This is a genomic window from Aquitalea sp. USM4 (assembly GCF_004328945.1).
GTDB lineage: Bacteria > Pseudomonadota > Gammaproteobacteria > Burkholderiales > Chromobacteriaceae > Aquitalea > Aquitalea pelogenes.
The window spans coordinates 4,192,736-4,218,608 of record NZ_CP029539.1; the positions used below are offsets into that span (position 1 = coordinate 4,192,736).

24 protein-coding genes are annotated in these 25,873 nt (G+C 59.6%); 10 read left to right on the top strand and 14 right to left on the bottom strand.

The features are described 5' to 3' along the window. The first annotated feature begins 22 nt into the window (after positions 1 to 22). On the top strand, positions 23 to 1,333 hold the full coding sequence (locus tag DKK66_RS19260) for a replication-associated recombination protein A (protein WP_131360651.1): 1,311 nt from the start codon (positions 23 to 25) through the stop codon (positions 1,331 to 1,333). Between the two features lie 282 nt (positions 1,334 to 1,615). Then, positions 1,616 to 2,902 carry a serine--tRNA ligase gene (serS, locus tag DKK66_RS19265; RefSeq protein WP_131360653.1) on the top strand — a complete coding sequence of 429 codons (1,287 nt, stop codon included), beginning with the start codon at positions 1,616 to 1,618 and terminating at the stop codon, positions 2,900 to 2,902. A gap of 102 nt (positions 2,903 to 3,004) precedes the next feature. Here serS and DKK66_RS19270 read toward each other — a convergent pair whose 3' ends face one another. Continuing rightward, positions 3,005 to 3,916, bottom strand: a complete 912-nt coding sequence (locus DKK66_RS19270) for an N-acetylmuramoyl-L-alanine amidase (protein WP_207389826.1) — start codon at positions 3,914 to 3,916, stop codon at positions 3,005 to 3,007. A gap of 263 nt (positions 3,917 to 4,179) precedes the next feature. Next, entirely contained in the window at positions 4,180 to 4,959 is a 780-nt protein-coding gene (locus DKK66_RS19275) for an enoyl-CoA hydratase (protein ID WP_131360655.1), read from the bottom strand. Positions 4,960 to 5,258: 299 nt separating this feature from the next. Here DKK66_RS19275 and DKK66_RS19280 point away from each other — a divergent pair, with 299 nt between their 5' ends. Then, on the top strand, positions 5,259 to 5,930 hold the full coding sequence (locus DKK66_RS19280) for a sulfite exporter TauE/SafE family protein (protein ID WP_131360657.1): 672 nt from the start codon (positions 5,259 to 5,261) through the stop codon (positions 5,928 to 5,930). A gap of 49 nt (positions 5,931 to 5,979) precedes the next feature. Here DKK66_RS19280 and DKK66_RS19285 read toward each other — a convergent pair whose 3' ends face one another. Genes DKK66_RS19285 through DKK66_RS19305 form a run of 6 tightly spaced genes read right to left on the bottom strand, consistent with a single transcriptional unit; the run spans position 5,980 to position 10,071 of the window. Then, a complete protein-coding gene (locus DKK66_RS19285) occupies positions 5,980 to 6,867 on the bottom strand; it encodes a metal ABC transporter substrate-binding protein (RefSeq protein ID WP_131360659.1) in 888 nt (295 codons plus the stop codon). 10 nt (positions 6,868 to 6,877) lie between these two features. Continuing rightward, positions 6,878 to 7,753, bottom strand: a complete 876-nt coding sequence (locus DKK66_RS19290) for a metal ABC transporter permease (RefSeq protein ID WP_045848673.1) — start codon at positions 7,751 to 7,753, stop codon at positions 6,878 to 6,880. Next, positions 7,753 to 8,496, bottom strand: coding sequence for a metal ABC transporter ATP-binding protein (locus tag DKK66_RS19295; protein WP_045848672.1), 744 nt, complete (start codon positions 8,494 to 8,496; stop codon positions 7,753 to 7,755). The genes DKK66_RS19290 and DKK66_RS19295 overlap by 1 nt, the downstream gene beginning before the upstream one ends. Further along, the gene (locus tag DKK66_RS20260; protein WP_165494237.1) at positions 8,493 to 8,714 is read right to left on the bottom strand and encodes a hypothetical protein; all 222 of its coding nucleotides are present in this window, start codon (positions 8,712 to 8,714) and stop codon (positions 8,493 to 8,495) included. Before DKK66_RS20260 ends, DKK66_RS19295 begins: the two co-directional genes overlap by 4 nt. An 8-nt stretch (positions 8,715 to 8,722) precedes the next feature. Then, positions 8,723 to 9,649, bottom strand: coding sequence for a GTP-binding protein (locus DKK66_RS19300; protein ID WP_045848670.1), 927 nt, complete (start codon positions 9,647 to 9,649; stop codon positions 8,723 to 8,725). Next, complete coding sequence (locus tag DKK66_RS19305; protein WP_045848669.1) at positions 9,637 to 10,071, bottom strand: Fur family transcriptional regulator; 435 nt, start codon at positions 10,069 to 10,071, stop codon at positions 9,637 to 9,639. Before DKK66_RS19305 ends, DKK66_RS19300 begins: the two co-directional genes overlap by 13 nt. 145 nt (positions 10,072 to 10,216) lie before the next feature. Between DKK66_RS19305 and DKK66_RS19310 the strand changes: the two genes are divergently transcribed. Beyond that, positions 10,217 to 10,657 (top strand): cytochrome c, encoded by a 441-nt coding sequence (locus DKK66_RS19310; RefSeq protein WP_131360661.1) that lies wholly within the window; start codon positions 10,217 to 10,219, stop codon positions 10,655 to 10,657. Between the two features lie 90 nt (positions 10,658 to 10,747). Beyond that, positions 10,748 to 11,185, top strand: a complete 438-nt coding sequence (locus DKK66_RS19315) for a cytochrome c (protein WP_131360663.1) — start codon at positions 10,748 to 10,750, stop codon at positions 11,183 to 11,185. Between the two features lie 76 nt (positions 11,186 to 11,261). Here DKK66_RS19315 and DKK66_RS19320 read toward each other — a convergent pair whose 3' ends face one another. Continuing rightward, positions 11,262 to 11,915 carry a cytochrome b/b6 domain-containing protein gene (locus DKK66_RS19320; protein WP_131360665.1) on the bottom strand — a complete coding sequence of 218 codons (654 nt, stop codon included), beginning with the start codon at positions 11,913 to 11,915 and terminating at the stop codon, positions 11,262 to 11,264. A 277-nt stretch (positions 11,916 to 12,192) separates the two neighbouring features. Here DKK66_RS19320 and tyrS point away from each other — a divergent pair, with 277 nt between their 5' ends. The 5 genes from tyrS (at position 12,193) to DKK66_RS19345 (ending at position 18,964) form a co-directional block, all read left to right on the top strand. Beyond that, on the top strand, positions 12,193 to 13,470 hold the full coding sequence (gene tyrS, locus DKK66_RS19325; RefSeq protein WP_131360667.1) for a tyrosine--tRNA ligase: 1,278 nt from the start codon (positions 12,193 to 12,195) through the stop codon (positions 13,468 to 13,470). 10 nt (positions 13,471 to 13,480) lie between these two features. Next, positions 13,481 to 14,509 carry an NAD(P)-dependent oxidoreductase gene (locus DKK66_RS19330; protein ID WP_131360669.1) on the top strand — a complete coding sequence of 343 codons (1,029 nt, stop codon included), beginning with the start codon at positions 13,481 to 13,483 and terminating at the stop codon, positions 14,507 to 14,509. Continuing rightward, positions 14,503 to 15,291 (top strand): hydroxypyruvate isomerase family protein, encoded by a 789-nt coding sequence (locus DKK66_RS19335; RefSeq protein ID WP_207389827.1) that lies wholly within the window; start codon positions 14,503 to 14,505, stop codon positions 15,289 to 15,291. The genes DKK66_RS19330 and DKK66_RS19335 overlap by 7 nt, the downstream gene beginning before the upstream one ends. A 363-nt stretch (positions 15,292 to 15,654) precedes the next feature. Continuing rightward, positions 15,655 to 17,004: a DEAD/DEAH box helicase gene (locus DKK66_RS19340; protein WP_131360670.1), complete on the top strand. Its 1,350-nt coding sequence runs from the start codon at positions 15,655 to 15,657 to the stop codon at positions 17,002 to 17,004. Positions 17,005 to 17,176: 172 nt separating this feature from the next. Further along, the gene (locus DKK66_RS19345; protein WP_370303015.1) at positions 17,177 to 18,964 is read left to right on the top strand and encodes an aminopeptidase P family protein; all 1,788 of its coding nucleotides are present in this window, start codon (positions 17,177 to 17,179) and stop codon (positions 18,962 to 18,964) included. Positions 18,965 to 19,035: 71 nt separating this feature from the next. On the opposite strand, the gene argS is transcribed toward DKK66_RS19345, so the two are convergent. The 5 genes from argS to DKK66_RS19370 all read right to left on the bottom strand — a co-directional run bounded on the left by argS (position 19,036) and on the right by DKK66_RS19370 (position 25,814). Continuing rightward, positions 19,036 to 20,754 carry an arginine--tRNA ligase gene (argS, locus tag DKK66_RS19350; protein ID WP_131360674.1) on the bottom strand — a complete coding sequence of 573 codons (1,719 nt, stop codon included), beginning with the start codon at positions 20,752 to 20,754 and terminating at the stop codon, positions 19,036 to 19,038. 315 nt (positions 20,755 to 21,069) lie between these two features. Then, a complete protein-coding gene (locus DKK66_RS19355; protein ID WP_131360676.1) occupies positions 21,070 to 22,542 on the bottom strand; it encodes a DUF3138 family protein in 1,473 nt (490 codons plus the stop codon). 133 nt (positions 22,543 to 22,675) lie between these two features. Next, positions 22,676 to 23,521 carry an ABC transporter permease subunit gene (locus tag DKK66_RS19360; protein WP_062790576.1) on the bottom strand — a complete coding sequence of 282 codons (846 nt, stop codon included), beginning with the start codon at positions 23,519 to 23,521 and terminating at the stop codon, positions 22,676 to 22,678. After that, entirely contained in the window at positions 23,518 to 24,426 is a 909-nt protein-coding gene (locus DKK66_RS19365; RefSeq protein ID WP_045848657.1) for an ABC transporter permease subunit, read from the bottom strand. Before DKK66_RS19365 ends, DKK66_RS19360 begins: the two co-directional genes overlap by 4 nt. A gap of 287 nt (positions 24,427 to 24,713) precedes the next feature. Then, a complete protein-coding gene (locus tag DKK66_RS19370; RefSeq protein ID WP_131360677.1) occupies positions 24,714 to 25,814 on the bottom strand; it encodes a polyamine ABC transporter substrate-binding protein in 1,101 nt (366 codons plus the stop codon). Positions 25,815 to 25,873 lie beyond the last annotated feature (59 nt).

Here is a 25,873-nt window from a genome sequence, read left to right on the forward strand (position 1 = left end):
TTCTTTTGCCGTGTCAGCCACCATGAATGATCTGTTTGCCCAGGAAGCCAAAAAACCGTTGGCCGAGGCACTGCGCCCCGCCGCACTGGATGAGGTAATTGGCCAGCAGCACCTGATCGGCCACGGCAAGCCGCTGCGGCTGGCAGTGGAATCCGGCACCTTGCACTCGATGATTCTGTGGGGCCCGCCCGGCGTGGGTAAAACCACGCTGGCGCGTATTCTGGCCGGCAGTTTCGATGCCGAGTTCATTCCGCTCTCTGCCGTGTTTTCCGGGGTAAAGGATATTCGCGACGCGGTGGAACAGGCGCATGCCGCGCTGCAACGCTCTGGCCGTCACACCATCCTGTTTGTCGATGAAGTCCACCGCTTCAACAAAAGCCAGCAGGACGCGTTTTTGCCTTTTGTCGAATCCGGCCTGCTCACCTTTATTGGTGCCACCACGGAAAACCCGTCGTTCGAAGTGAACTCCGCCCTGCTGTCACGAGCGCAAGTGTATGTGCTGAACAGCCTGGGGGAGGACGAACTGGTGCTGTTGTTCCAGCGTGCGCGCGACAAGGGCGCGCTAGACGGACTGGAATTCGACGAGCAGGCCATCGCTGCCCTCACCGGCTATGCCGATGGCGATGCACGGCGCTTTCTTAACCTGCTGGAGCAAACCCGCACCGCCGCGCTGGCACGCAAAACCGGCCAGATCACGCAGGACTTTCTGGCCGAAGTGCTCAGCGTCAACGCCCGCCGCTTCGACAAGGGCGGCGATGCTTTCTACGACCAGATTTCCGCCCTGCACAAATCGGTGCGCGGCTCCAACCCGGATGCCGCCCTGTACTGGCTCACCCGCATGCTGGATGGCGGCGCGGACCCGCGCTACCTGGCGCGCCGCCTGGTACGCATGGCCTGGGAAGACATTGGTCTCGCCGACCCGCGCGCCATGCAGATTGCCAACGACGCCGCCACCACCTACGAGCGGCTGGGCAGCCCGGAAGGCGAACTGGCTCTGGCGCAAGCCGCCATCTACCTGGCGGTGGCGGCAAAGAGCAATGCCGGCTACATGGCCTACAACCAGGCGCGCGCCTTCATCAAGCAGGACAAGAGCCGCCCGGTGCCGGTACACCTGCGCAATGCGCCCACCAAGCTGATGAAAGAGCTGGGCTATGGCCATGAATACCGCTATGCCCATGACGAACCGAATGCCTATGCCGCCGGCGAAAGCTATTTGCCGGACGACATGCCGGAACCGGGCTGGTATCAGCCGGTGCCGCGCGGGCTGGAAATCAAGATCGGGGAAAAACTGGCCCTGCTGAAAAAGTGGGATGAGGAAGCCGGCAAGAAGTAAGGCCGCAGCGACCAAGGACTAGCCAACAGGACGTCGCCTGCCAGCATCTACAAGCCCGCCAGCATTGCTTATAATGCTGTTTTTGCCAGCAACAGGCAGGACAAAGCCCGCCTGTTACCGTTACACTTGCGTTTTACAGAATGAGTGGGTGCTGCCAGCCACAGGCAGACGTGCAGCGCCACACAGCGGTTGCTTTCCCTCCGCATGCAGGATTCAGTAAGGGGCTGATGCTGTTGCACAGCCCGCTACCAGCAAGACACTTCAATACCATCAGGATTTTCCATGCTAGACATTCAATTGCTCCGTAACGATCTGGACGCTGTTGCTGCCCGCCTGGCCAGCCGTGGCTACACCCTGGACACCGCCGCTTTCACCACAATGGAAGCCGACCGCAAATCCCTGCAAACCCGCATGCAGGAACTGCAATCGCGCCGCAATGCCACTTCCAAGCAAATTGGCGAAGCCAAGCGCAAGGGTGAGGATGTGTCTGCCATCATGGCCGAAGTGGCGAACCTGGGTGATGAACTGAAAGCCGCCGAAGCCGCCTTCGAAGCCGTGCAAGCCAAGCTGGATGCCCTGCTGATGAGCATTCCCAACCTGCCGAACGAATCCGTTCCGGTAGGCAAGGACGAGAACGACAATGTGGAAGTGCGCCGTGTTGGCGTGCCGCGCCAGTTCGACTTTGAAGTAAAAGACCATGTCGACATCGGCACCCCGCTGGGCCTGGATTTCGACACCGGTGCCAAGCTGTCCGGTGCCCGCTTCACCGTACTGAAGGGCGACATTGCCCGTCTGCACCGCGCGCTGGCGCAGTTCATGCTCAACACCCATACCGGCGAGCATGGCTATACCGAGCACTACACCCCGTACATCGTCAATGACAGCGCCCTGCTGGGCACCGGCCAGCTGCCGAAATTTGCCGAAGACATGTTCAAGGTGACCAAGGGTGGTGAAGAAGGCACGGTAGACCAGTACCTGATTTCCACCTCGGAAATCACCCTGACCAATACCGTGAGCAACAGCATCCTGAAAATGGAAGAGCTGCCGCTCAAGCTGACCGCGCACTCGCCCTGCTTCCGCTCCGAAGCTGGCAGCTATGGCCGTGATACCCGTGGCATGATCCGCCAGCACCAGTTCGACAAGGTGGAAATGGTACGTATCGAGCATCCGGACCACTCCTATGCCGCGCTGGAAGAAATGGTCGGCCATGCCGAAAACATCCTGAAGGCACTGGAACTGCCCTACCGCGTGATTACCCTGTGCACGGGCGACATGGGCTTTGGCGCTGCCAAAACCTACGATCTGGAAGTATGGCTGCCGGCGCAGAACACCTACCGCGAGATTTCCAGCTGCTCCAACTGTGAAGCCTTCCAGTCGCGCCGCATGTTGGCCCGCTTCAAGGACGAAAACGGCAAGAACCAGCTGGTGCATACCCTGAATGGTTCCGGTCTGGCTGTAGGCCGTACCCTGGTGGCGGTACTGGAAAACTACCAGAACGCCGATGGCAGCGTGACCATTCCGGCCGTGCTGCGTCCTTATATGGGCGGCAAGGAAAAAATCGGCGGCTGATATCCGCCGGTTCTGCCAGACAAAAAAGCCACGACATGTCGTGGCTTTTTTGTTTGGTGAAGCAAGTCTGCTTGACGGGCCTGGGAGGAAATCAGCCAATTGTTACTGGCGGTATTTTTCCAGCAAGGCTTTGGCAATGGCCTCGGTTTGTGCATCGGCATTACCGCTGTAGTCTGCCGGGCGAAAGTGCATCTGGAATGCACTGATGGTTTTGCGGGTGTCTTCATCCAGCTCACCGCTTTGCGGAATCTGGTCATAACCATAGCGTTTCAGGCTTTGTTGCACTTCCAGCACCACGGCCGCCTGTTTGGGCGCGCGCCCTGCAAGATGTTTTTCCACCGTTTGCGGGTCCGGCCAGGCGCCGATTCCCATGCCGGCCAATTGCTCCCAGGGAAACAAGGGGCCGGGGTCGGACTTGCGCAAGGGTGCCACGTCGCTGTGACCCAACACGTTGTAAGGCTGGATCTGGTTCCGGGCAATCACATCCTTGAGCAGGATAGACACGGCCTTGATCTGTTGAGGCGTATACGGATACCACTGACGCCAGCCAGAAGGTAATTCGGTGTAGCCACGGTTGACCATTTCCACGCCCACCGAAGACGCATTCAGCGCACGCCAGCCGCCCCAGCTACTGACGCCGGCATGCCAGGCACGCTTGCTTTCCGGCACTAGCTGCATGATGACTGGCTCTCCACCACGCCATTGCGGGTTTTCCGGCACCAGATAATGTGTGCTGACCTGCGGACCGGTCAGCATGGCGAGGGAATCTGCCTGATTCAGTGCCGTGTAATGCAGGATGACAAAACGGATGCGCTCGTCCTGGCCCTGGGCGGTAAAGCTGGTATTCAGCAAGTAATGCTCGGCTATTTTTTCGTAGGCAGGCCGGCTTGCTGGCGGTTCAGCCTGCTTGGCCGACATGGTGTTGCTGCAGCCAGCCAGAACAAGCTGACTGGTGCTCAGGACAATGGTTTTATACAGATAACTGCGGGAAAGAACTGTTTTTTTGGTTTTCATGGGACTCTGGCTTTGTTGATCAATTAAAAAAGCAATCAATACTTGCTTTTTGATTGAAAATAATTATCAACAACATCAAAATCAGACGGTACTGACCAAAGTTCCAGTTTTCCTCTCTATAAATTAGGAAATTCTGAATCACAACCAGCTTGGCAAACACCTCAGCCCCGACACATCACTGCCATTCAACAGCCGCTTCGGACAATAAAACAGCCGGGACCCGCCCGGCTGTTTCATGGTCTACTTCCATCGACAAATCAGTATCAATCTTCGTCCGCCCAGCTTGGGGACCGCTTGCCCAGAAACGCTGATACCCCTTCCAGCTGTTCCTCTTCCCCGATCAGGGACAGCAAGGCCTCTCGTTCCCGTTGCAGGTGCTCTTCCAGCGTGGCACCAGCACTGGCTTCAATCAGCTGGCGCGCACGCGCCACCGCCTGCGGCGCCTGATTCGCCACCTTGCCCGCCAGGCTTACTGCCATGATCTTGGCAAAACCCGGATCGACAATTTCTTCCACCAGGCCGATTTCATAAGCCTTTTCCGCACTCAGGATTTCGCCACCCAGCAGAATGCGCTTGGCCCAGGACACACCTACCTTGTCGGCCAGCGTCTTGCTGCCACCACCGGCCGGCAACAGGCCAACCCGGGCTTCCGGCAAACCCAGCCTGGCGCCGCGTTCCACCACCATGTAGTCACACATCAGCGCGCATTCCAGCCCGCCGCCCAGGGCATAACCGTTGATGGCGGCAACCGTCACGCCGGAATAGTTGCGCAGCGCTGCAAATGCGGCGGTAAAGGCGTCCAGCATTTCGGCTACATCCTGCTTGCTGCCCTTGCTGAACAGATTCAGATCAGCGCCAGCACAGAAGAAAGCGTCTCCAGCCCCGGTGATCACCACTGCGCGCACCGAGCTGTCCGCTTGCAGCTTGGCCATTACGGTAGCCAGTTCATGCAGGCTGGCGATGGTCCACACATTGGCGGGAGGATTGTTGATCGTGATGATTGCAGACTGGCCCAGATGTTCGAGCGTCAAATACTTGGCCATGTAGTTTCCTCAGTTTCTTTGTGGGTCGTTACACATTGCAGCACCTGTCCGTTTGGCCTTTTTATTTGTGGCCTCCCCGATTACGGCAGGAAAGAATGAGCATTCTCAGGGCTTGGCGCGCCTTTTTCCAGCGCGAATGACCGTTTCCCCGTACTTTTTTTCTAGCTGGCTTTCCTCCTCAATGCCAAACAGAATTTGGCTTTTTTTTATTATTACATTGTCACAATTTGCTTAAAAATCAGGCAAGCCGAGCTAACAAGCCCTCTGGTAGAATAGGGATTTAAGCAACAGGTTGTCGCATGTTAGAAACGGGTTTCTGGGTGATTTTCCTGGCCGGCCTGCTGGGCGGCGGACATTGCATGGGGATGTGCGGCGGCATTGTGACGGCGCTGACCCTGAATCTGCCTGCCGGGCAGCAACGCTGGAAAATCATGTTGTCGTACAACAGCGGGCGCTTGCTCAGTTATGTCAGCGCAGGCGTGTTGCTGGGTGGCCTGGCTGAAGCCGGCTTGAGCCTGATTGCCACCCGACCGGCACAAATGGCCTTGCTGGTACTGGCCAACCTGATGCTGATTGCCATGGGCCTGTATCTGGCCGGGCTCTCCAGCGCCATTACCACCCTGGAAAAAATCGGCCGTCCGGTTTGGAGCAAACTGCAACCCTTGCTCGCCCGCCTGCTGCCCATCCGCAGTGCCAAAGCCGCCTTGCTGGCCGGCATGCTGTGGGGCTGGTTGCCATGCGGCCTGGTGTATAGCGCCTCGCTGTCGGCACTGGCCAGCGGCAAGGCCTTGCAAGGCGGCCTGCTGATGCTGGCATTCGGCCTGGGCACGCTGCCCAATTTGTTGCTGATGGGGGTGTTTGCCGACACGCTGCGCCAGTTCATCCAGCGCAAGCCGGTGCGTTTGCTGGCGGGCTTGCTGGTGGCAGGCATGGGGCTGACCCGCTTACTGCTACTGGCAATGCAGGCATGAAAAAAGCCGCCCGGTGTGATTGGGGCGGCTTTAGGATGCCTCGCGCAGTTTAGCGGAAGGACTGCATGATGGTTTCCACATTGTGGTGGAACAACTTGAGATAACTGCTGGCCGGGCCATTGGGCTTGGACAGGGCATCGGCATACAATTCGCCGCCAATCCTGACCTTGGCTTCGCGGGTCAGTTGTTCCAGCAGGCGCGTGTCGGTCATGTTTTCCATGAACACCGCATTCACCTTTTCCTGACGGACCTGTTTCACCAACTGCGCCACGCCCTTGGCCGATGCTTCTGCTTCGGTGCTCACGCCCTGGATAGCCAGCATCTTGATGCCATAACGCTCACCAAAGTAGCCAAAGGCATCGTGCGAGGTCAGCATCTTGCGTTTGGCGGCCGGGATGGCTGCAAACTGCTTGGCCGCCCAGTCGTCTTCCTGCTTCACCCGCGCGGCAAAGTCGGCCGCACGGCGGTTGTATTCGTCCTTGCCTTGCGGGTCGGCCTTGATCAGCGCGGCAGTGATATTGCGGATGTATACCTGCACCCGTTGCGGGTCGTGCCAGGCATGCGGATCCACCACATCGTGGCCATGCGCTTCGCCCTCTTCCTCCGGTGCCATGCGGGTCTTGATTCCCTTGCCGGCTTCCACCATCACCCCCTTGTAGGCGGATGCCTTGGTGAGCCGACCCATCCAGCCTTCCAGCCCCAGTCCGTTGGTGACAAACACGCGGGACGCCGACAGCGCCTTCACATCGGCCGGGGAAGGTTGAAACACGTGGGCGTCCTGATCCGGCCCTACCAGCGACACCACATCCACCCGCTGGCCACCGATTTCACGGGTCATGTCCGCCACAATGCTGAAACTGGCAACAACCGGCAGCTTTGCCGCCATGGCCGCCATGGGCAAACCCAGCAGCAACAGGCTCAACAGACTTTTTTTCACACCGAACTCCTCAGGATTCAAAATGCCGCGCGCGGATATAGCGCGGCAGAGCACCGCCCGCCGGAGCGAACAGCAGGGAAAAGAGGTAGAACAAGCCGGCCACCAGAATGATGGCGGGGCCGGAAGGCAGCTCGAAGTGATAGGACAGCAACAGGCCGGCCAGACCACTGCCAAAGGCCACGCTTACTGCCATCACCAGCATGCCTTCTACCGTTTCCGACCACAGCCGGGCGGTAATGGCGGGCAGCATCATCAGGCCCACCGCCATCAGCGTACCCAGTGCCTGAAAGCCGGATACCAGGTTCAGCACCACCAGCATCAGGAAGGCCATGTGCCACAGGCCACCGCGCGCGCCTACCGAGCGCAGGAACACCGGATCCAGGCTTTCCAGCAACATAGGGCGATAGATAAAGGCCAGGGTGATCAGGGTGACCGAAGCAACACCACCCACCAGATACAAGGCAGCGTCGTCCACCGCCAGCACCGAACCGAACAGGATGTGCATCAGGTCCACATTGCTGCCGCTCTTGGACACCAGCAGCACGCCGATGGCCAGTGACAACAGGTAGAACGCCGCAAAGCTGGCATCTTCCTTGATACCGGCAAAGCGCGTGGCAAGACCCGCCAGCACCGCCACCAGCACACCGGCAACAAAGCCACCCAGACTCATGGCCGGCAGGCTGAGGCCGGCCAGCATGAAGCCGACGGCAGCGCCGGGCAGCACGGCATGGCTCATGGCATCACCCATCAGGCTCATGCGGCGCATCACCAGGAACAGGCCGATGGGGCCGCTGCCCAGCGACAGGGCCAGGCAGCCGGCCAGCGCCCGGCGCATGAAGGCAAAGTCGACAAAAGGTGCAATCAGTACATCGTAAAGGTGTTGCATCAGGCATTGACTCCATCAACCTGACACACCGCGGCACGGTCTTGCCAGTGGGCGGCCGTATCCACCGCCCGTTTCAGATTGGCATCGGTCAGTACCTGCTCGGTACGACCCCAGGCCACCACTTCACGCGCCAAGAGCAGCGTGTGCGGGAAATAGGCACGTACCTGCTCGTAGTCGTGCAGAACCGCAATGATGGTGCGGCCTTCTTCCTTCCAGCGCCGCACCAGTTCCAGCAGGTCGAAGGTGGTTTTGGCATCCATGGCGGTGAACGGCTCGTCCAGCAGGATCAGCCGCGCATCCTGCAGCAGGATGCGGGCGAACAGTACGCGCTGGAATTGCCCGCTGGACAGCGCCGAAATGGAGCGGGTGGCAAAGTCGGCCAGGCCCACTTGTTCCAGTGCATCCATGGCCTGGCCAAGGCCGGCACGCCCTACCCGGCCAAACGGCCCGGTACGGTGCCACAGGCCGGTGGCCACCAGGTCGAGCACGCTGACCGGCAAGGAGCGGTCGATTTCCGACTGCTGCGGCAGGTAGGCAATGTCCTGACGGACAAAGCCATCCAGCCGGGCATGGCCGGAATCGGGCTTGAGCGCGCCGATCATGGCTTTGAGCAAGGTACTTTTACCCGCGCCATTGGGGCCGAAGATGGCCGTGGCATCGCCCGTGACAAAGCTGCCCGAGACATGATGCACGGCCGGATGGCGCTGGTAAGACACCGTCAGATTATCCAGTGCGACCTTCATGCCACCTCCTGCAATGCCCACAGCACCACCGCCCACAACACGGCCAGCACCAGCGCCACCAGGGCCAGCCGTTGCCAGGCCGACATGGCCAGCAGGCTGATGGGGGGACGCAGGTTGGCGGCAGTCAGGTGCTGGTGCGGGGCGGCACCATGCTGATGGCCATGGGCATGCTCATGCTGATGCGCATGGTCATCGGGTGAAGAATGTTGATGTTTCATTGTTTGATTTACTCGAAGCAGGCTTGCAGCGCGGCCTCGACCGCGGCGTTATCCAGGGCTGGCGCAATCAGCTCGAAGCGGCTGTCACGCCGCCAGGACACCTGACTGGCTCCCCACTGCCCTTCGGCCCAGTTCAGCCACACCCAGCTGTCCAGCACCTTGAACACGCCCTTGGCGCGCACCAGTCCGGGCACCAGCTTGGGCAGCCGGTCAAAAAAGTCGGTCAGTTGTTCGCCGCTGAAGGACTGCTCCGGCGGGAAGGTCCAGCCGGCGGAATCCCAGCCATTGCCACTATCAGCCGGAATGGCTGGCCGGTAGCGCGGCTTGACGGTGACGGCGGCATCCAGCCATTGCACATCCACCAGGCCATCCCGCACCTCGGCAATGACCGATTTGGGTGGAAACAGCTTGCCCGCCTGTGCATGGAAGGCTTGCAGGGTTTCCACGTCGGCCATGTCGATCTTGTTGGCCACCAGCACGTCGGCAATGGCCACCTGGTCGCGGTACAGGGGCTGACGCAGGTAGTCCGGGCTGACAAACTGGCGCGGGTCCACCAGCGTCAGCACCGCGCCCACTTCCAGCGCATCGCCCAAGGGCTTGGCGCGTAACTCGTCGATCACCCCGGCAGCATGGGCAAGGCCGCTGGCCTCGATCAGCAGGCGGTCCGGCCGCTCGCGTCGCAGCAAGGTAGCCACGGTGGTGGTCATTTGCGGACCGGCCACGCAGCACAGGCAGCCACCGGCGATTTCCGCCACCGGCAGGTCGTCGTTCATCAGCGCGGCACCGTCGATGCCCACTTCACCGAATTCATTGACGATGACCGCCCACTTTTCACTGGCCGGTCGGGTAGCAATCAGATGACGCAGGGCCGTGGTCTTGCCCACGCCCAGAAAGCCGGTAAACAGATTGACAATGGTTTTTTTCATATGCGGCATGCCTTGCAAAGTCCGGTCAGCGTCAGGTTCTGGCGGCTCAGGGTAAAGTCGGCGGCGTCTGCCACATCGTGCAAGCCGGCCAGTGCCGCCATCACGTCGACTTCCTGCACCTTGCCGCAGGTTTCACATACCAGAATCATGCTTTCGTGCTGACACTCGAAATGGTCACAGACAACAAAGCCGTTCAGGGCATCCACCCGGTGCAACAGGCCCTGCTCCACCAGAAAGTCCAGCGCGCGGTATACGGTAGGCGGGGCGGCAATGCCGCGTTCCTTTTGCAAATCGGCCAGCACCTGATAAGCCTTCACCACGCCCTGATGGCGCAGCACCAGCTCCAGCACCTGACGGCGCAAGGCGGTCAGCTTGCAGCCACGGCGCTCGCAATGCGCTTCGGCGGCCTGGATGTAATCCGTGCGGTTCATTGACGGCTCCTGTTAACGATGGCGAATGTTACTGTATAACATCACGACAATACAACCATTAACACTCAGTGGGTATTGTCTGTCATCCGTCCGTGTTAGCCTGCGTTATCCCCTGTAGCAGCTTGCAACCTTCAAAGGAGTTCACATGAAAAAAACCCTCATGCTCAGCCTTTGCGCCGTTCTGGCCAGCTCTGCCTTCGCCGCCACCGATCCGGTATCCGCCCGTCAGGACATTTTCAAGCAGTTCAAGAAAGACGCCGGTGCCATGGGCAAGATGGTGAAGAGCGATGCCATCAACAAGGAAGAATTCAGCAAGCTGGCTGCCCATCTGGATGAAGTGGCCCAGCAACCGTGGCAGCACTTCCCGGCTGGTACCGCCAGTGGTCAAACCGCCAAGAAGACCGAAGCCAAGGCCGAAATCTGGAGCAAGCCTGCCGAATGGACCAAGGCGACAGATGCCTTCAAGGCAGAGACCGCCAAGCTGAAGCAAGTTGCGGCAGCGGGAGACACCGCCAGCATCAAGAACCAGTTCGCCGCGGTGCAGAAGACCTGCAAGGCCTGTCACGACGCCTTCCGTAAAGACTGATAGAATTTTCACCCGCCGTTGCGGTGGTCTGGCCTTGCCGGACAGGCCGCCACAACGGCTTATCCAGCCAACCACCCCGACACAGAATCCATGAAACACACTGTTACTGCCCTGCTGCTGGCTGCCCTGGCCATTCCTGCCGCCATGGCCGACTCCCCGGCGGAAATCCGCACCCAGAGCTTCAAGAAAATCCTGCGTGCCTTCGAGCCGATGGGCATGGTGGTACGCGACCGCGACCCATACAACAAGGCAAAATTCATTGCCATGGCCGACAGCCTGAAGCAGATTTCTGCCGAACCGTTCAATCATTTCCCGGCTAACAGCATTGATGGCAAGAGCCGCGCCAAGCCGGAAATCTGGAGCCAGCCAGCCAAGTTCCAGGCTGCGCGCGACACCTTCCTGAAAGCCGTCAACGACCTGGACAGCACCGCCCACAATGGCGACCTCGCCAGCATCAAGAAGAGCTACGGCGTGGTGGCACAAAGCTGCAAAGCCTGTCACGACAGTTTCCGTGGCCCGGAAAAATGAATCTGTAGCCAGCCACACGACAGCAAAACAAAAAGCCCTGACAACTCAGGGCTTTTTCGTTAATGCAAGATCATGCTCACAAGCGGGTCAGTAGCAGATACACCCCGCCACCCGACAACAGCAGGCTCAGCAAGGCCAGCTGCCAGGCACGGAAATACGGAGCCGGTGTCTGGCCATCGGCAGCCTGATAGCCAGTCAGCATGGCGCGCACCAGGTTCTGCTTCTTGATCACACGGTAAGCCACAATGGCAGCAATGTGCAGGCCTACCAGCAGCAGGATGAGGTTGAACAACAGCTTGTGAAAGCGGGTGACGGATTCGGACAGCTCGCCCGAAATCAGCCGGGCCAGCGGGCCATCAAAAGTGTAGCTGTCCACGTCGGTGGCAAACAGGCCGCTCCCCACCTGCACCAGCAGCACCGCCAGCAAGGCCAGCACCATCAGCGCGCCCAGCGGATTATGGCCAGGACGCGGTGTCCACTTGCCTTGCAGATAGGCGCGAATGGCCGCCGGGCCTTTGACAAACTGGCTGAAACGGGCGGTTTCGCTACCGATCACGCCCCAGATCAGCCGGAACAGCAGCAGCACGGCAATCGCCTCGCCACTCCAGATGTGATATTGCAACCAGTCGCCACCCTGCTCGCCGGTGAACCACATGCCGCCAAACAGCACAACCAGGCTCCAGTGAAACAGGCGGGTTGGCCAATCCCATACCTTGATGCTCTTTTCCATGCGCAACCTCGTGCGGCAAACAGTGCAAAGAGGGCAGTTTAACCAGCTGCCCACTTACTGCCTACTGCCAAGTGTTGAAGAACTGTTGCCAAGGCCCGCCGTATGGACAATGCCGGAAAAATGCCGGAATTGGATTCTGATCAGGCCGTTTTCGGGTAGTATTACCCCTTTCGCCGTCCGTGATAGCGCAGCTTGCCCAAGCACGGCTGACCACAGACGGCCAACGCACTGACAGCCCGCTGCGGCTGTGTTTTCACGCATTGAGTTGGAGAAAGTAATGACCCAAGCTTCACTGATCGAGGATCTGGAGGCCCGCGGCCTGATCGCGCAAACCACAGACGCCGCCGCCTTGTCCGAACTACTGGCCAAGGAACAGGTAACCCTGTATTGCGGATTCGACCCGACTGCTGACAGCCTGCACATCGGCAGCCTGGTTCCCATTCTGATGCTCAAACGCTTCCAGCTGGCGGGCCATCGCCCGATCGCCCTGGTGGGCGGTGCCACCGGCATGATCGGCGACCCCAGCTTCAAGGCCACCGAACGCAAGCTGAACACCCCGGATGTGATTGAAGGCTGGGTGGACAAAATCCGCGCCCAGGTTTCGCCCTTCCTGTCCTTCGAAGGCGACAACGCCGCTGTCATGGCCAATAACTACGACTGGTTTGGCGGCATGGGCGCACTGGAATTCCTGCGCGACATCGGCAAGCACTTCTCGGTCAACGCAATGATCAAGAAAGAAGCGGTGCAACAGCGCATCAACCGCGACGACCAGGGCATTTCCTACACCGAGTTCTCCTACAGCCTGCTGCAGGGTTATGACTTTTCCGAGCTGAACCGTCGCCTGGGCTGCAAGCTGCAAATCGGTGGTTCCGACCAGTGGGGCAATATCACCGCCGGTACCGACCTCACCCGTCGCCTGAACCAGCAGCAGGTGTTCGGCCTGACCATGCCGCTGGTCACCAAGTCCGATGGCACCAAGTTCGGCAAGACCGAATCCGGCACCATCTGGCTGGATGCGCGCAAGACTTCACCCTACGCCTTCTACCAGTTCTGGCTGGGCACCGCCGATGCCGACGTGTACAAGTTCCTGCGCTACTTCAGCTTCCTGTCGGTAGCGGAAATCGCCGCCATCGAAGAAGCCGACAAGGCCCGTGATGGCAAGCCGGAAGCCCAGCGCATCCTGGCCGAACAAGTGACCGAACTGGTACACGGCAAGGCAGCCCTGGCCGCCGCCCAGCGCATTACCCACAGCCTGTTCAGCAACGACCTGTCCAGCCTGACCGAGGACGACTTCGCCCAACTGGCACAGGACGGCCTGCCGCACTTCGTGCTGAATGCGGCTGAGGACAGCCTGATCGACGCGGTGGCCAATGGCGGCCTGGCCAAGTCCAAGAGCGAGGCACGTACCTTCATCCAGAGCGGCGCGGTCAGCATCAACGGCAACAAGGCAGACAGCATCGAGCATCGCTTTACCGCCGATGACCGACTGTTCGGTCGCTTCAGCCTGCTCAAGCGCGGCAAGAAGAACTATGCGCTGATTGAATGGCAGGCCTGATACCGGCCTGATGCCCGCCTTGTCGGGCAATGCCACGGCGGCCCGCTTCTGCACATGCAGACGGGCCGTTTTTTCATGTCATCACCGCAAGGCTCGACGCGGTAACGACCAAACCAATAGAATTTCGCCATCCTCCATTGTCCGCAGGGCTAGCTTCATGGAAAGAATCGGTTTTATCGGACTGGGCCTGATGGGCCTGCCCATGTGCCGCAGGCTGCAGGCTGCCGGCTTCCCGCTCACCGTCTGGAACCGCTCGCCGGACAAGCTGGAACAGGCCCGCGCCGAGGGCATGTCCGCCTCAACATCGCTGGCGGAACTGGCGGGTGCCAGTGACATCATCATGCTGTGCATTGCCGATGCCGCTGCGGTGCAAAGTGTGGTGGCGCAATTGCACCCGCTCTTGCGCGCCGGCCAGCTCATCATTGACCTGTCCAGCATCGACCCCGACACCACCCGCCGCTGCGCAGAGCAGCTTGGCCAACAGGGTGCCAGCTGGGTGGATGCGCCGGTATCCGGCGGGGTAAGGGGGGCGGAACAAGGCACACTGGTGATCATGGCCGGTGGCAGCGAGGCGGACATCCAGCGCGCCAGCCTGCCCTTGCAAGCCTTGTCGCAGCGCATTACCCGCATGGGCGATGTCGGCAGCGGGCAGGTGACCAAAATCTGTAACCAGCTGGTTGTGGCCGCCAATGCCATGCTGATTGCCGAAGCGGTGGCGCTGGCCGAAAACAATGGCGTTGATGCCAGCCTGCTGGCACCAGCGCTGGCTGGTGGCTTTGCCGATTCGCTACCCTTGCAGATTCTCGCCCCGCGCATGGCGGCACGTCAGGCTGAGCCGGTACAGTGGAAGGTGGCCACCCTGCTGAAGGATCTGGACAACGCCGGTCAGCTATCAAAACAAAGCCAGTCCGCCACCCCGCTGGCTGCGCTGGCCAGCCAACTGATGCGCCTGCATGCCGCACAAGGCCATGCCACAGCCGACCTCAGCAGCGTCATCAATCTGTACCAGGACCATCATCAGGAAACCAGACCATGTTGAAACTCTGTGCCAACCTCAGCATGCTGTTCAGCCACCTGCCGTGGCCGGAGCGCTTTGCCGCCGCCCGCGCCGCCGGTTTTGCTGCAGTGGAAATCCAGTTCCCCTATGAACATACGGTGAAACAGCTGCAAGGCTGGCTGAATCAGCATCAACTGAAGCTGGTACTGATCAACGCTCCGGCCGGAGACCTGATGCAAGGCGGCACCGGGCTGGCTGGCCATTCAGGCAAGGAGGCGGAATTTGCCAGCGGCCTGCAGCAATGCCTGCATTACGCCACGCAACTGGGCGTGGAAGCGGTGAACATCCTGCCCGGACGGCTGGCCGAAGGCAGCAGCCGCACACAGGCCCTGGCCACACTGAATGCCAATCTGCTGATGGCTGCTGATCTGCTTGGCCAGCATCACATCCGCTGCACCGTGGAGGCCATCAACCGCCACGACATGCCCGGTTTTCTGGTGAGCACGCTGGCCGAATTGCAGCAACTGCCCGCTCACCCCAATCTTTTCTGGCAAATCGACCTTTATCACATGGCCAGCATGGGCGAAGCGCTATCCCCCTTGCTGGCACAACACTGGCAACGCATCGGCCACTTGCAGCTTGCCGACTACCCCGGCCGTGGCGCGCCGGGCAGCGGTGCGCTGGACTTTGCCAGCTTATTCAGTCAAATCAAGGCACTGCCTTATGCCTTCTGGAGTGGTGCAGAATACCGTGACAATAACGGTGACATGGGGTGGCTGGCCTCACTGCCAGGCCAGCAGGACGATGCTGCACTGCGGCACTGAAACTTGCAGCCGGCTGCAATTTTTGATTTTTTGCCACATCTCCTGACAGGGAATCAATCACTTAGCAGGCCATTTTGCAGAAAAGGCTTGCAAACGGCTATTTTTTACCGTAGAGTGCGAACCCTTCTGATTTCCAAATTCCACCGGCAGATTCAGCAGCAGCAATGCAGCAACTGCCGGCGTGATGCTTCATCGTCCCTGACCGATATTCCAGGCTTCGTCCACGTAGTGTCTCTTTTGACTGGACTGCTGTTCGCCGCTTGCACAGGTTGGTGCCGATGACCGACAGCCTCACACGAGGCTGCTAACCGCCACATCTCCTGGCCAAGCGACACCGGCTCTACTCCGGTTTGAAAGGACATTATGCATTTCTCCGACCTGGGCGTTGCCCCGACCATCCTGCGTGCACTCGAAGCTGCCGGTTACGACACCCCCACCGGCGTACAAGCCGAAGCCATTCCTGCTGCCATTGCTGGCCGCGACCTGCTGGTTTCCGCTCAAACCGGTAGCGGCAAGACCGCAGCCTTCCTGCTGCCGGCCCTGACCAAGTTGTCCGAGCGCTCCACCGGCAAGGGCCAGGGCCCGCGCGTTCTGGTGCTGTGCCCGACCCGCGAACTGGCGCAACAGGTGGAAAAGAACGCCCTGGAATACGGCAAGGACCTGCGCTGGATGCGTACCGCCTGCCTGGTGGGCGGCGCCTCCTTCGGCTACCAGACCCGCGCCCTGTCCCGCCCGATCGACCTGATCGTGGCCACGCCGGGCCGTCTGATGGACCACATGCGCTCCGGCCGTGTTGACTTCTCCCGCCTGGAAATGCTGGTGCTGGACGAAGCCGACCGCATGCTGGACATGGGCTTCATCGAAGACATCGAAACCATCGTCAAGGCCACTCCGGAAAGCCGTCAGACCGTACTGTTCTCCGCTACGCTGGATGGCACCGTTGGCCGCATGGCTGAAAAAATCACCCGCGAACCGCAGCGTATCGAAATTGCCCGTACCGAAACTTCCGGCGGCACCATCGAAGAACACCTGCTGTACGCGGACGACCTGAACCACAAGCATCGCCTGCTGGATCACATCCTGAAAGAGTCCGGCTTTGACCAGTGCGTGATCTTCTCCGCCACCAAGGCTTACAGCGAAGAACTGGCTGACAAGCTGTCCGACCAGGGCTATTCCGCTGCCTGCCTGCATGGCGACATGCCGCAAAGCTGGCGTAACCGTACCCTGAACGACCTGCGTCGCGGTCGTATCAAGATTCTGGTGGCCACCGACGTTGCTGCGCGCGGTATCGACGTTCCCACCATCACCCACGTGGTGAACTTCGACCTGCCGAAACAGGCTGAAGACTATGTACACCGTATCGGCCGTACCGGTCGTGCCGGTCGTGACGGCACAGCCATCACCCTGGCGGAATCGAAAGAATTCCACAAGGTACGCCGCATCGAGCAATACCTGAAGCGTCAGATCACCGAAGGCGTGATCGAAGGCATGGAACCGACCCGTCGTCCGCCGAAAGGCCCGCGTCGCAATGGCAAGCCGGGTGGCTACGGTGCCCAGGGTCAACGTCGCGGTGGCAGCGGCAACGGCTATGGCCGCGAACGTCGCGAAGGCGGCTACGGCCGTGGTACCGGTGGCAATGGTGGCGGCAGCTACGACCGTCGTGGCCCGCGCTCTGCCGGTCAGGGCCAGCGCAGCACCCAGCGTGCCGACTAAGCACCCAGTCGTTCAGCAATACAAGAAGGCGATCCACGGATCGCCTTTTTTGCGCCTTGCCGTCCCAGGCATGCACAAAATGCATGGCGACCCCGGCATAAACTCGCTTGTCAGCCTGCCATGCGCGCACCAGAATAGCTGTACACACAGCACTGGATAACGCATGACTACCCTGCTCACCATTCCCCAGCGCCTGGCCGCCTTGCGCCAGGCCATGCAACAACAGCATATTGCTGCCTGCCTGATTCCCTCTTCCGACCCGCATCTGTCCGAATACCTGCCCGCCTACTGGCAGGCCCGGCAGTGGTTGTCCGGTTTTCACGGCTCGATGGGCACGCTGATTGTCACGCAGGATCAGGCCGGACTGTGGGCAGACAGCCGCTACTGGGAACAGGCCGCCAGGGAGCTGGACGGCAGCGGCATCACCCTGATGAAAATCCAGACCGCCGCCAGCAGCCAGCATCTGGACTGGCTGGCTGAAAACCTGCAAGCCGGACAAACCGTAGCGGTGGCAGGCGACGTACTGAGCCTGGCCGCAGCCAATGCGCTGCACAGCAGCCTGAGCGCACGCGGCATTGCCCTGCGCACCGAGCTGGATTTACCCGCGCAGATCTGGAGCGACCGCCCCTCATTGCCACAAGCCGCCATCTACCCACACCGGCCACCGTTTGCCAGCACCAGCCGCCAGGACAAACTGACCGCAGTACGACAGGCCATGCAGCAGCACGCCGCGGATTACCACTTCATTTCCACGCTGGACGATATTGCCTGGCTGCTGAACCTGCGCGGTGCGGATGTCATTTACAACCCGGTGTTCATCAGCCACTTGCTGCTGGGCCCGGACAGCTCCACCCTGTTTGTTGATGGCAAGAAAGTGGATGCCAAGCTGCAAGCCGAACTGGCAGCTGACGGCGTGCAACTGGCCGATTACCACAGTACCAAGTCGGTACTGACTTCCCTACCCCTCAGCAGCACCATGTTGCTGGACCCGCGCCGCATCACGCTGGGTTTCCATCAGGCCATGCCACAAAGCATGCCGCGCGTGCAGGCCATCAACCCCAGCACCCTGCTGAAAGCCTGCAAGACCGCCGCCGAGGCAGAACACATCCGCCACACCATGGAGCAGGATGGCGCTGCGCTGTGCGAGTTCTTCGCCTGGTTCGAACAGGCAGTCAACCGCGAGGCCATCACCGAACTGACCATCGACGCGCAGATTACCGCCGCCCGCGCCCGCCGCCCCGGCTTTGTCTCGCCCAGCTTTGCCACCATTGCCGGCTTCAATGCCAACGGCGCCCTGCCGCACTACCGCGCCACGGAACAGGCCCATGCCAGTATTGCCGGTGACGGCCTGCTGCTGATTGACTCCGGTGGTCAGTATCATGGCGGCACCACCGACATCACCCGCGTGGTGGCGGTCGGTACGCCCAGCCCGGAACAAAAGCGCGACTTCACCCTGGTGCTCAAGGGTACGCTCAATCTGTCGATGGCCCACTTCCCGCGTGGCACCCTGTCGCCGATGCTGGATGCACTGGCCCGCGCTCCGATGTGGCAACACGATATCGACTTCGGCCACGGCACCGGCCATGGCGTGGGTTATTTCCTCAATGTGCATGAAGGCCCGCAAACCATCTCGCGCAGCCTGCCGGATGCCAGCATGGCAATGCAGGAAGGCATGATCACTTCGGTGGAACCGGGCATCTATCGCCCCGGCCAGTGGGGGGTACGCATCGAGAACTTGGTATTGAATGTACCAGCACAGAAAAACGGCTTTGGCGACTTCCTGCGCTTTGAAACACTGACGCTCTGCCCGATCGACACCCGCTGCATCGAGCACAGCCTGCTGTCCCGTCAGGAAGTAGACTGGCTGAATCACTACCACGCCGAGGTACAACGCCGTCTGCTGCCACTGGTGACAGGCGCTGCCCGTGACTGGCTGCTGCACGCCACCCAAGCCATCTGAGCAAGACAAACCACAATGAAAAACGCCCTGGAATCCAGGGCGTTTTTTCATACCAGGCCAGACAGAATGGCTTACATTGCTTCCAGCACCTTGATGCCCAGCAGGTCCAGACCGGTGCGCAGGGTCTTGGCAGTCAGCGCAGCCAGTTGCAGGCGGCTGGCACGTACCTCGCCTTCGCTCTTCAGGATCGGGCAGGCCTCGTAGAAGCGGGAGAACAGCGTGGCAATCTGGTACAGGTAGTTGGACAGGTAGTGCGGGTAGCAACCTTCCGCCACCGACAACAGCGTGTCCTCAAACTGGGCCAGTGCCGCAGCCAGATGTTTTTCTGCCGGCTCGGTAATCACGATGGGCGCATTGGCGTCCACGTTTTCTGCCTTGCGGAATACGCTCTGCACGCGGGTGTAGGCGTATTGCAGATACGGCGCGGTATTACCTTCAAAGGCCAGCATGGTGTCCCAGTTGAAGATGTAATCGCTCATGCGGTTTTTGGACAGGTCGGCATACTTCACCGCACCAATGCCCACCGCCGCAGCGATTTCGCGCTTCTCGTTCTCGGACAGCTCCGGGTTCTTTTCCGACACCAGCGCATAGGCACGCTCTTCCGCCTCGTCCAGCAGCTCGATCAGCTTGACGGTGCCGCCGGAGCGAGTCTTGAACGGCTTGCCGTCGTCGCCCATCATCACGCCAAAGCCGATATGTTCCAGCTTCATGCTTTCCGGGGCAAAACCCGCCTTGCGGCAGATGCTGAACATCTGGGCAAAGTGCTGGCTCTGGCGCGCATCCACCACATAGATGACGCGGTCCAGATTCAGCACCTTGTGACGGTAGCGCACTGCGCCCAGGTCGGTGGTGGTGTACAGGAAGCCGCCGTCTTTCTTGCGGATGATCACGCCCATCGGCTCGTCGTCCTGGGTGCGGAATTCCTCCAGGAACACCACCTCGGCGCCTTCGCTTTCGCTCAGCAAGCCTGCGGCACGCAGCTCTTCCACAATCACCGGCAGGTCGTCGTTATAGGCGGACTCACCGCGCACATGCTCGCGCTTCAGGCCGACATTCAGCTTTTGATACACCGCTTCGCAATGCTTGAGCGAGATGTCGACAAACTGCGCCCACAGCTTGAGCACTTCTTCATCGCCACCTTGCAGACGCACCACGTAGTCACGGGCGCGGTCGGCAAATTCTTCGCTTTCGTCAAAACGCACCTTGGCATTGCGGTAGAAGGTTTCCAGATCGGAAAGCTCCAGCGCGTTGTCACCCGCCTGACGGATTTCCACCAGATAGGCGGTCAGCATGCCGAACTGGGTACCCCAATCGCCCACGTGGTTGGCACGCACGACATCGTGACCCAGGAATTCCATCACCCGCGCCAGTGCATCGCCAATAATCGACGAACGCAGATGACCGACGTGCATTTCCTTGGCCAGATTGGGCGAGGAATATTCCACCATCACCCGCTGTGCTGCCACAGGGCTGATGCCCAGCTTGTCGTCCTGCAGGGCAGCTTCACTGCGACGGGCCAGGTATTCGGGGGCAAGATGAATGTTGATGAAGCCCGGACCGGCAATTTCCACCTTGTCGGCAATGCCTTGCAGGTCCAGCGCGGCCACTACTTTCTGGGCCAGCTCACGCGGATTGGTCTTGAGCGCCTTGGCCGCACCCATCACACCATTGGCCTGGTAGTCACCGAATTCCGGTTTGGAAGCCGGCTGGATCACTGCCGGCGCGTCCGGCGCACCGGCAGCTGCCAGTGCTGCCTGTACCCGTTGATTGATCAACTGCAAAATTGTCATGCTTGCCCCATATTGCCGTGAAAACGAAAAAACGCCTTCGTTTTCGAAAAATTTAACAGTGTCGATTGTATGCCCCCAGGCCTTGACGGGCAATGTTTGCATCGCAGCAAAAGTGCATCGTGCGCGCCAAAGCAGTGCAAATCACGCACCTTGCAGGCAGATCATGCCAAAGGGGTGAGCGCCCGCCGTCCGTATATTTGCACTCACCATCGCTTTGCACGCGCGAGTACCTGCCCACACGGATCCACCCCGACGGCAAGGCAATAAAAAATGGCCTCCAGCGGAGGCCATTCGTGACAACAGGACAAACCAGGATCAGAAGCTGTAAACCGCCTGAGCCGCGAAGATATCGTTGCTCTTGCGATAGTTGCCATCGCTGCGCAGGAATACATCGCGATTGGCCCAGTCGTGACGGATTTCCATCTTCAGGGTCAGCTGGTCGGTCGGGTAGAACAGCAGGGCTGCGGTCAAAGCCTGACGGGTGGCGCCGGAGCAATCAGTACCATTGACACTGCTGCTATTGAAACAAGCCTGGGAAATACCGAAGCCGTTGGTGCCATCCACACCACTGGACTGACCCAGCGCGATACCACCGCCACCACCACCGTTCTTGCTGTCATTCAGGTAGTCATAACGCAGGGTGCCCCCCATGCGGCCGAACCACTCGGAATTCCATTTCTGGTGGGCCAGCAGCGAGAAGCCATACCATACGGCATCGCCACCGTTCCAAGCTGCCTGCTTCTGCCGACCGTAGTCGATTTCGGCATTGTAGACGCTGTCAGTACCGGTCAGCGTCATGTCCAGCTCGCCAAAGTAGTAGGCCCCGTAGGCGCTGTTGGACGTGCCCTGATAACCATAAGTGCCGTCAGCATCACCATTACTATTGGTGTGCGCATACAGGCTTTGACGACCGATATTCATCGAGCCGCCAATGTCCAGATTGCTGGTCATGGTGTAATCGACACGGCCCGTCACCGTCGGCGTGCTGTTGCTGTGGGTATGCTGGTTCGCGTCGTTTGCACTGTTCGGATTGGTGTGGAACTGCTCGTTGGCAATCATGAACTTGGTGGCCCACGAACCATGCGACCAGTTGAAGCCGGCACCAACATAGCTGCCCGGGTCGCTGAAGTCATACAGCAGGCCATGGGTGATGGTGTTCATCTGGTTGGATTGCTGGACTTCATAGCCACCAAAGCTGTTCATCAAACCTGCCACCAACTGGGTAGTGTCGGACACCGGGAAGTTGATGATGGCGGTATTGATGATATTGTTGCCCGCGCTGCTGTTGCCACCGCTGGTCAGCAGGTTGTTGCCGGAACCACGGTTAGGCAGGATGCTGACTTCGGCACTGGGCGCCATCGGGCCAACACCAAAGGTTTTCTTGATGTCCAGGTAGACATCACCAAAGGTGCTGTTGGTGTAAGCATACTGGTTGCTGTGATTGACAAACTGGAAGCCGGCGCTGCGACCCAGACGGCTGGCCACATAGGTCGGGTCCATGTAACCGGTAATGCTCAGACCGGCAATCGGGCCTTCGCTGGCATCGGTGGTCAGCTTGTCGACCTTCATCTCCATGCCGGCCACGCGCTGCTTCAGTTCGGCATTGGCGTCATCGGCCTCGGGTGCCTTGGCGGCAGTTGCGGCATTCACCGCCTGTTGCAGCTGTTGCATTTGCGCCTGCAGGGCCTCTAGCTGGGCCTTGAGCTTGGCGATTTCGTCTCCCTTGGCGTCGGCCATGGCCACACCGGGAAGACCTGCGATCAGTGCGCTGATCAACAATTTCTTCATTTCATTTCTCCCTTGTACTACAGCATGAACAGCTTTGCTCCTACGCTGACAGAACAAACGGGGCAACAGCCGGACTGGTCTGACTGCCCAACCCACTGCTACCCCGTTGTCGTTACACTAATCCCCTGCTGACTCAGGCTGCCTTGAAGGCCAGCTGCATTTCACGTTCACGCTTGCGCTGCATGGAACGCATGTACAGATTGCCCGCTACCACACCCACCGACACCACCAGGATGAACAGGGTGGCCAGTGCGTTCATTTCCGGGTTCAGACCCAGACGAACCCGCGAGAACACCACCATCGGCAAGGTGGTGGAACCCGGACCGGACAGGAAGGCGGTCAGCACCAGGTCGTCCAGCGACAGGGTGAAGGACAGCAACCAGCCGGACACCAGTGCCTGGGAAATCAGCGGCAGGGTAATCACGCAGAACACCTTGAGCGGACGTGCACCCAGGTCCATGGCGGCTTCTTCCAGCGAACGGTTCAGTTCACGCACACGGGATTGCACGATGATGGCTACGTAGGACACACACAGCATCACGTGACCAATCCAGATGGTGAACACACCGCGGCCTTCCGGCCAGCCCAGGGTTTGCTCCATGGCCACAAACAGCAGCAGCAGAGAAATACCCTGGATCACTTCCGGAATCACCAGCGGGGCATTGATCATGCCGGCGAACAGCGGAAACAGACGGAAGCGGTTGAGCCGCGCCATCACGAAACCAGCCCAGGTACCCACCACCACCGATGCCGTTGCCGTCATCAGCGCAATCTTGATACTGAGCAGGGCTGCAGTGATGAGTTCGTCATCCTCCAGCAGCGCCCAGTACCACTTGGTGGAGAAACCGGACCACACCGTCACCAGCTTCGATTCGTTGAACGAATAGATGATGAGCAGCAGGATGGGCAGGTACAGGAAAGAGTAGCCGAAGCCAAGTACCGCATAAGACAGCGGCTTGCTGGGTTTCAAGGTGCTCATTTCACTTCCTCCATCACTTTTGCTTGGTAATGCTGGAACATGGCCATGGGCACCAGCAGCAGCAGCACCATCGCGCAAGTCACGGTAGCCGCCATCGGCCAGTCCATATTGTTGAAGAATTCATCCCACATCACGCGGCCGATCATCAGCGTGTCGGAACCACCCAGCAGTTCCGGAATCACGTACTCACCCACCGCCGGAATGAACACCAGCAGGCTGCCGGCGATGATGCCGTTCTTGGACAGCGGCAGGGTTACCTGCACAAAGGCCTTCCACGGACGGGCACCCAGGTCGTAGGCAGCTTCCAGCAGGCGCAGGTCCATTTTCACCAGGTGGGAATACAACGGCATGATCATGAACGGCAGGTAGGAAAACACCATGCCGATATAAACACCCCAGTTGGTGTGGTACAGGCGCAGCGGGGTATCGATGACGCCCAGCCACATCAGGAACTGATTGAGGAAACCGTCGTTCTTCAGGATGCCGATCCACGCATAGACGCGAATCAGGTAGGACGTCCAGAACGGCAGCATCACCATCATCATCAGGGTGTCACGGGCAGATTCAGACGCACGGGCAATGTAGTAAGCCATCGGGTAACCGATCAGCAGACACAAAACCGTGGACACAAAAGCCATCTTGACCGAGCTGATGTAGGTGGCGAAGTACAGATCGTCACCCAGCATGAACTTGTAATGGCCGATGTTGAGCACCAGGGTGAAGACATCGTCTTCCATCTTGGTGAGCGGTGTGTAAGGCGGAATCCCCAGTTGCTGCTGGGAGAAGCTGATGCCTACCACCAACAGGAAGGGCAACAGGAAAAAGACAAACAGGAACAAAAACGGAACACCAATCACGGTTGTCCTGCCGGACGGTAACCATCGACTGAATTTGAGACTTTTCATGATTTAGCACCACTTGGCCGGGGAACCCGGCTTGCCAAGCCCATCTTTACAGCCATCATATCAAGGCCCTGTCACGACTCGCCCTGATGTGATGACTTACGTTTCACAGCAACCCGACCCTACCGGACCGGCTTGCAACCCTCACTCCAGATACTTTTTCTAGCCAGCCACCTGCCCGTTGCCGAACGGCAGCTGACGCTTGCATCAGCCTGCGCGGAGAAAACCCCGGCATGCCGTGCTGTCTTGCAGCACCGGGGTGCAAACACCCCGGTGATTCAGGACTCGGTTTAGCGGCCGGTCTTCAGCTGGGTCCACAGACGGTTCTGCAGACGCATGATGTCAGCCGGCAGCGGCTTGAGCAGGAACAGGGTCTTCATGACCGATTCCGGCGGATAAATGGACGGATCGTTGGCGATTTCCGGCTTCACGAACTTGCGGGCAGCTGCGTTGGCCGTGGGGTAGAACACTTCATCGGTAATCGCGGCATTGACTTCCGGATTCTGGATGTAGTTGATCCACTTGTGAGCGGCTTCCACGTGCGGCGCATCTTTCGGGATCACCATCACGTCAAACCAGATCGGCGCGCCGGATTTCGGAATCACATAGCCCAGCTGATAGGTACGCTTGGCTTCAGCGGCACGGTGCTTGGCAATGTTGACGTCACCGGACCAGCCCAGCGCCAGGCAGATATCGCCATTGGCCAGGTCATTGATGTAGCCGGAAGAATTGAACTGGGTGATGTAGGGGCGGATTTTCTTCAGCAGTTCGAAGGCGGCCTGGTAGTCAGCCGGGTTCTTGCTGTTCGGGTCCTTACCCAGGTGGTGCAGTGCGACTGCGAAAACGTCGTTGGCCTGATCCAGCACCGAAACGCCGCAGCCCTTCAGTTTGGAAACATATTTCGGGTCAAACAGGATGTCCCAGCTGTCCAGCGGAGCACCAGCGCCCAGAATGGCCTTCACCTTGGTGAAGTTGTAACCCAAGCCGTCGGTACCGTAAGCCCAGGGCACACCGTGGGCATTGCCCGGGTCGGCATCCTGGATCTTGGCCATCAGGGCCTTGTCCAGATTCGCCAGGTTCGGGATCTTGGACTTGTCCAGTTTCTGGTAGATGCCCGCCTCGATCTGCTTGGCCATGAAGTTGGAGGTCGGAACCACGATGTCGTAGCCGGCACGGCCGGTCAGCATCTTGGCTTGCAAGGTGTCGTCGCTGTCGTAAACGTCATACTTCACCTTCACGCCGGTCTGTTTTTCAAAGCCGGGAATGGTGCCCTTGGCAATGTAGTCGGACCAGTTATAAACGTTCAGTACCTTGTCTTCTGCCAGAACGCCAGCACTTGGCAACAGCAGAAGCAGCGAACACAGCACTTTCTTGACAAGTTTCTTCTTCATTACAGGCTTCCTATGTATTGCAAGACCATAAATTCCCTTCGTCAGGAGACGCGAGGGAC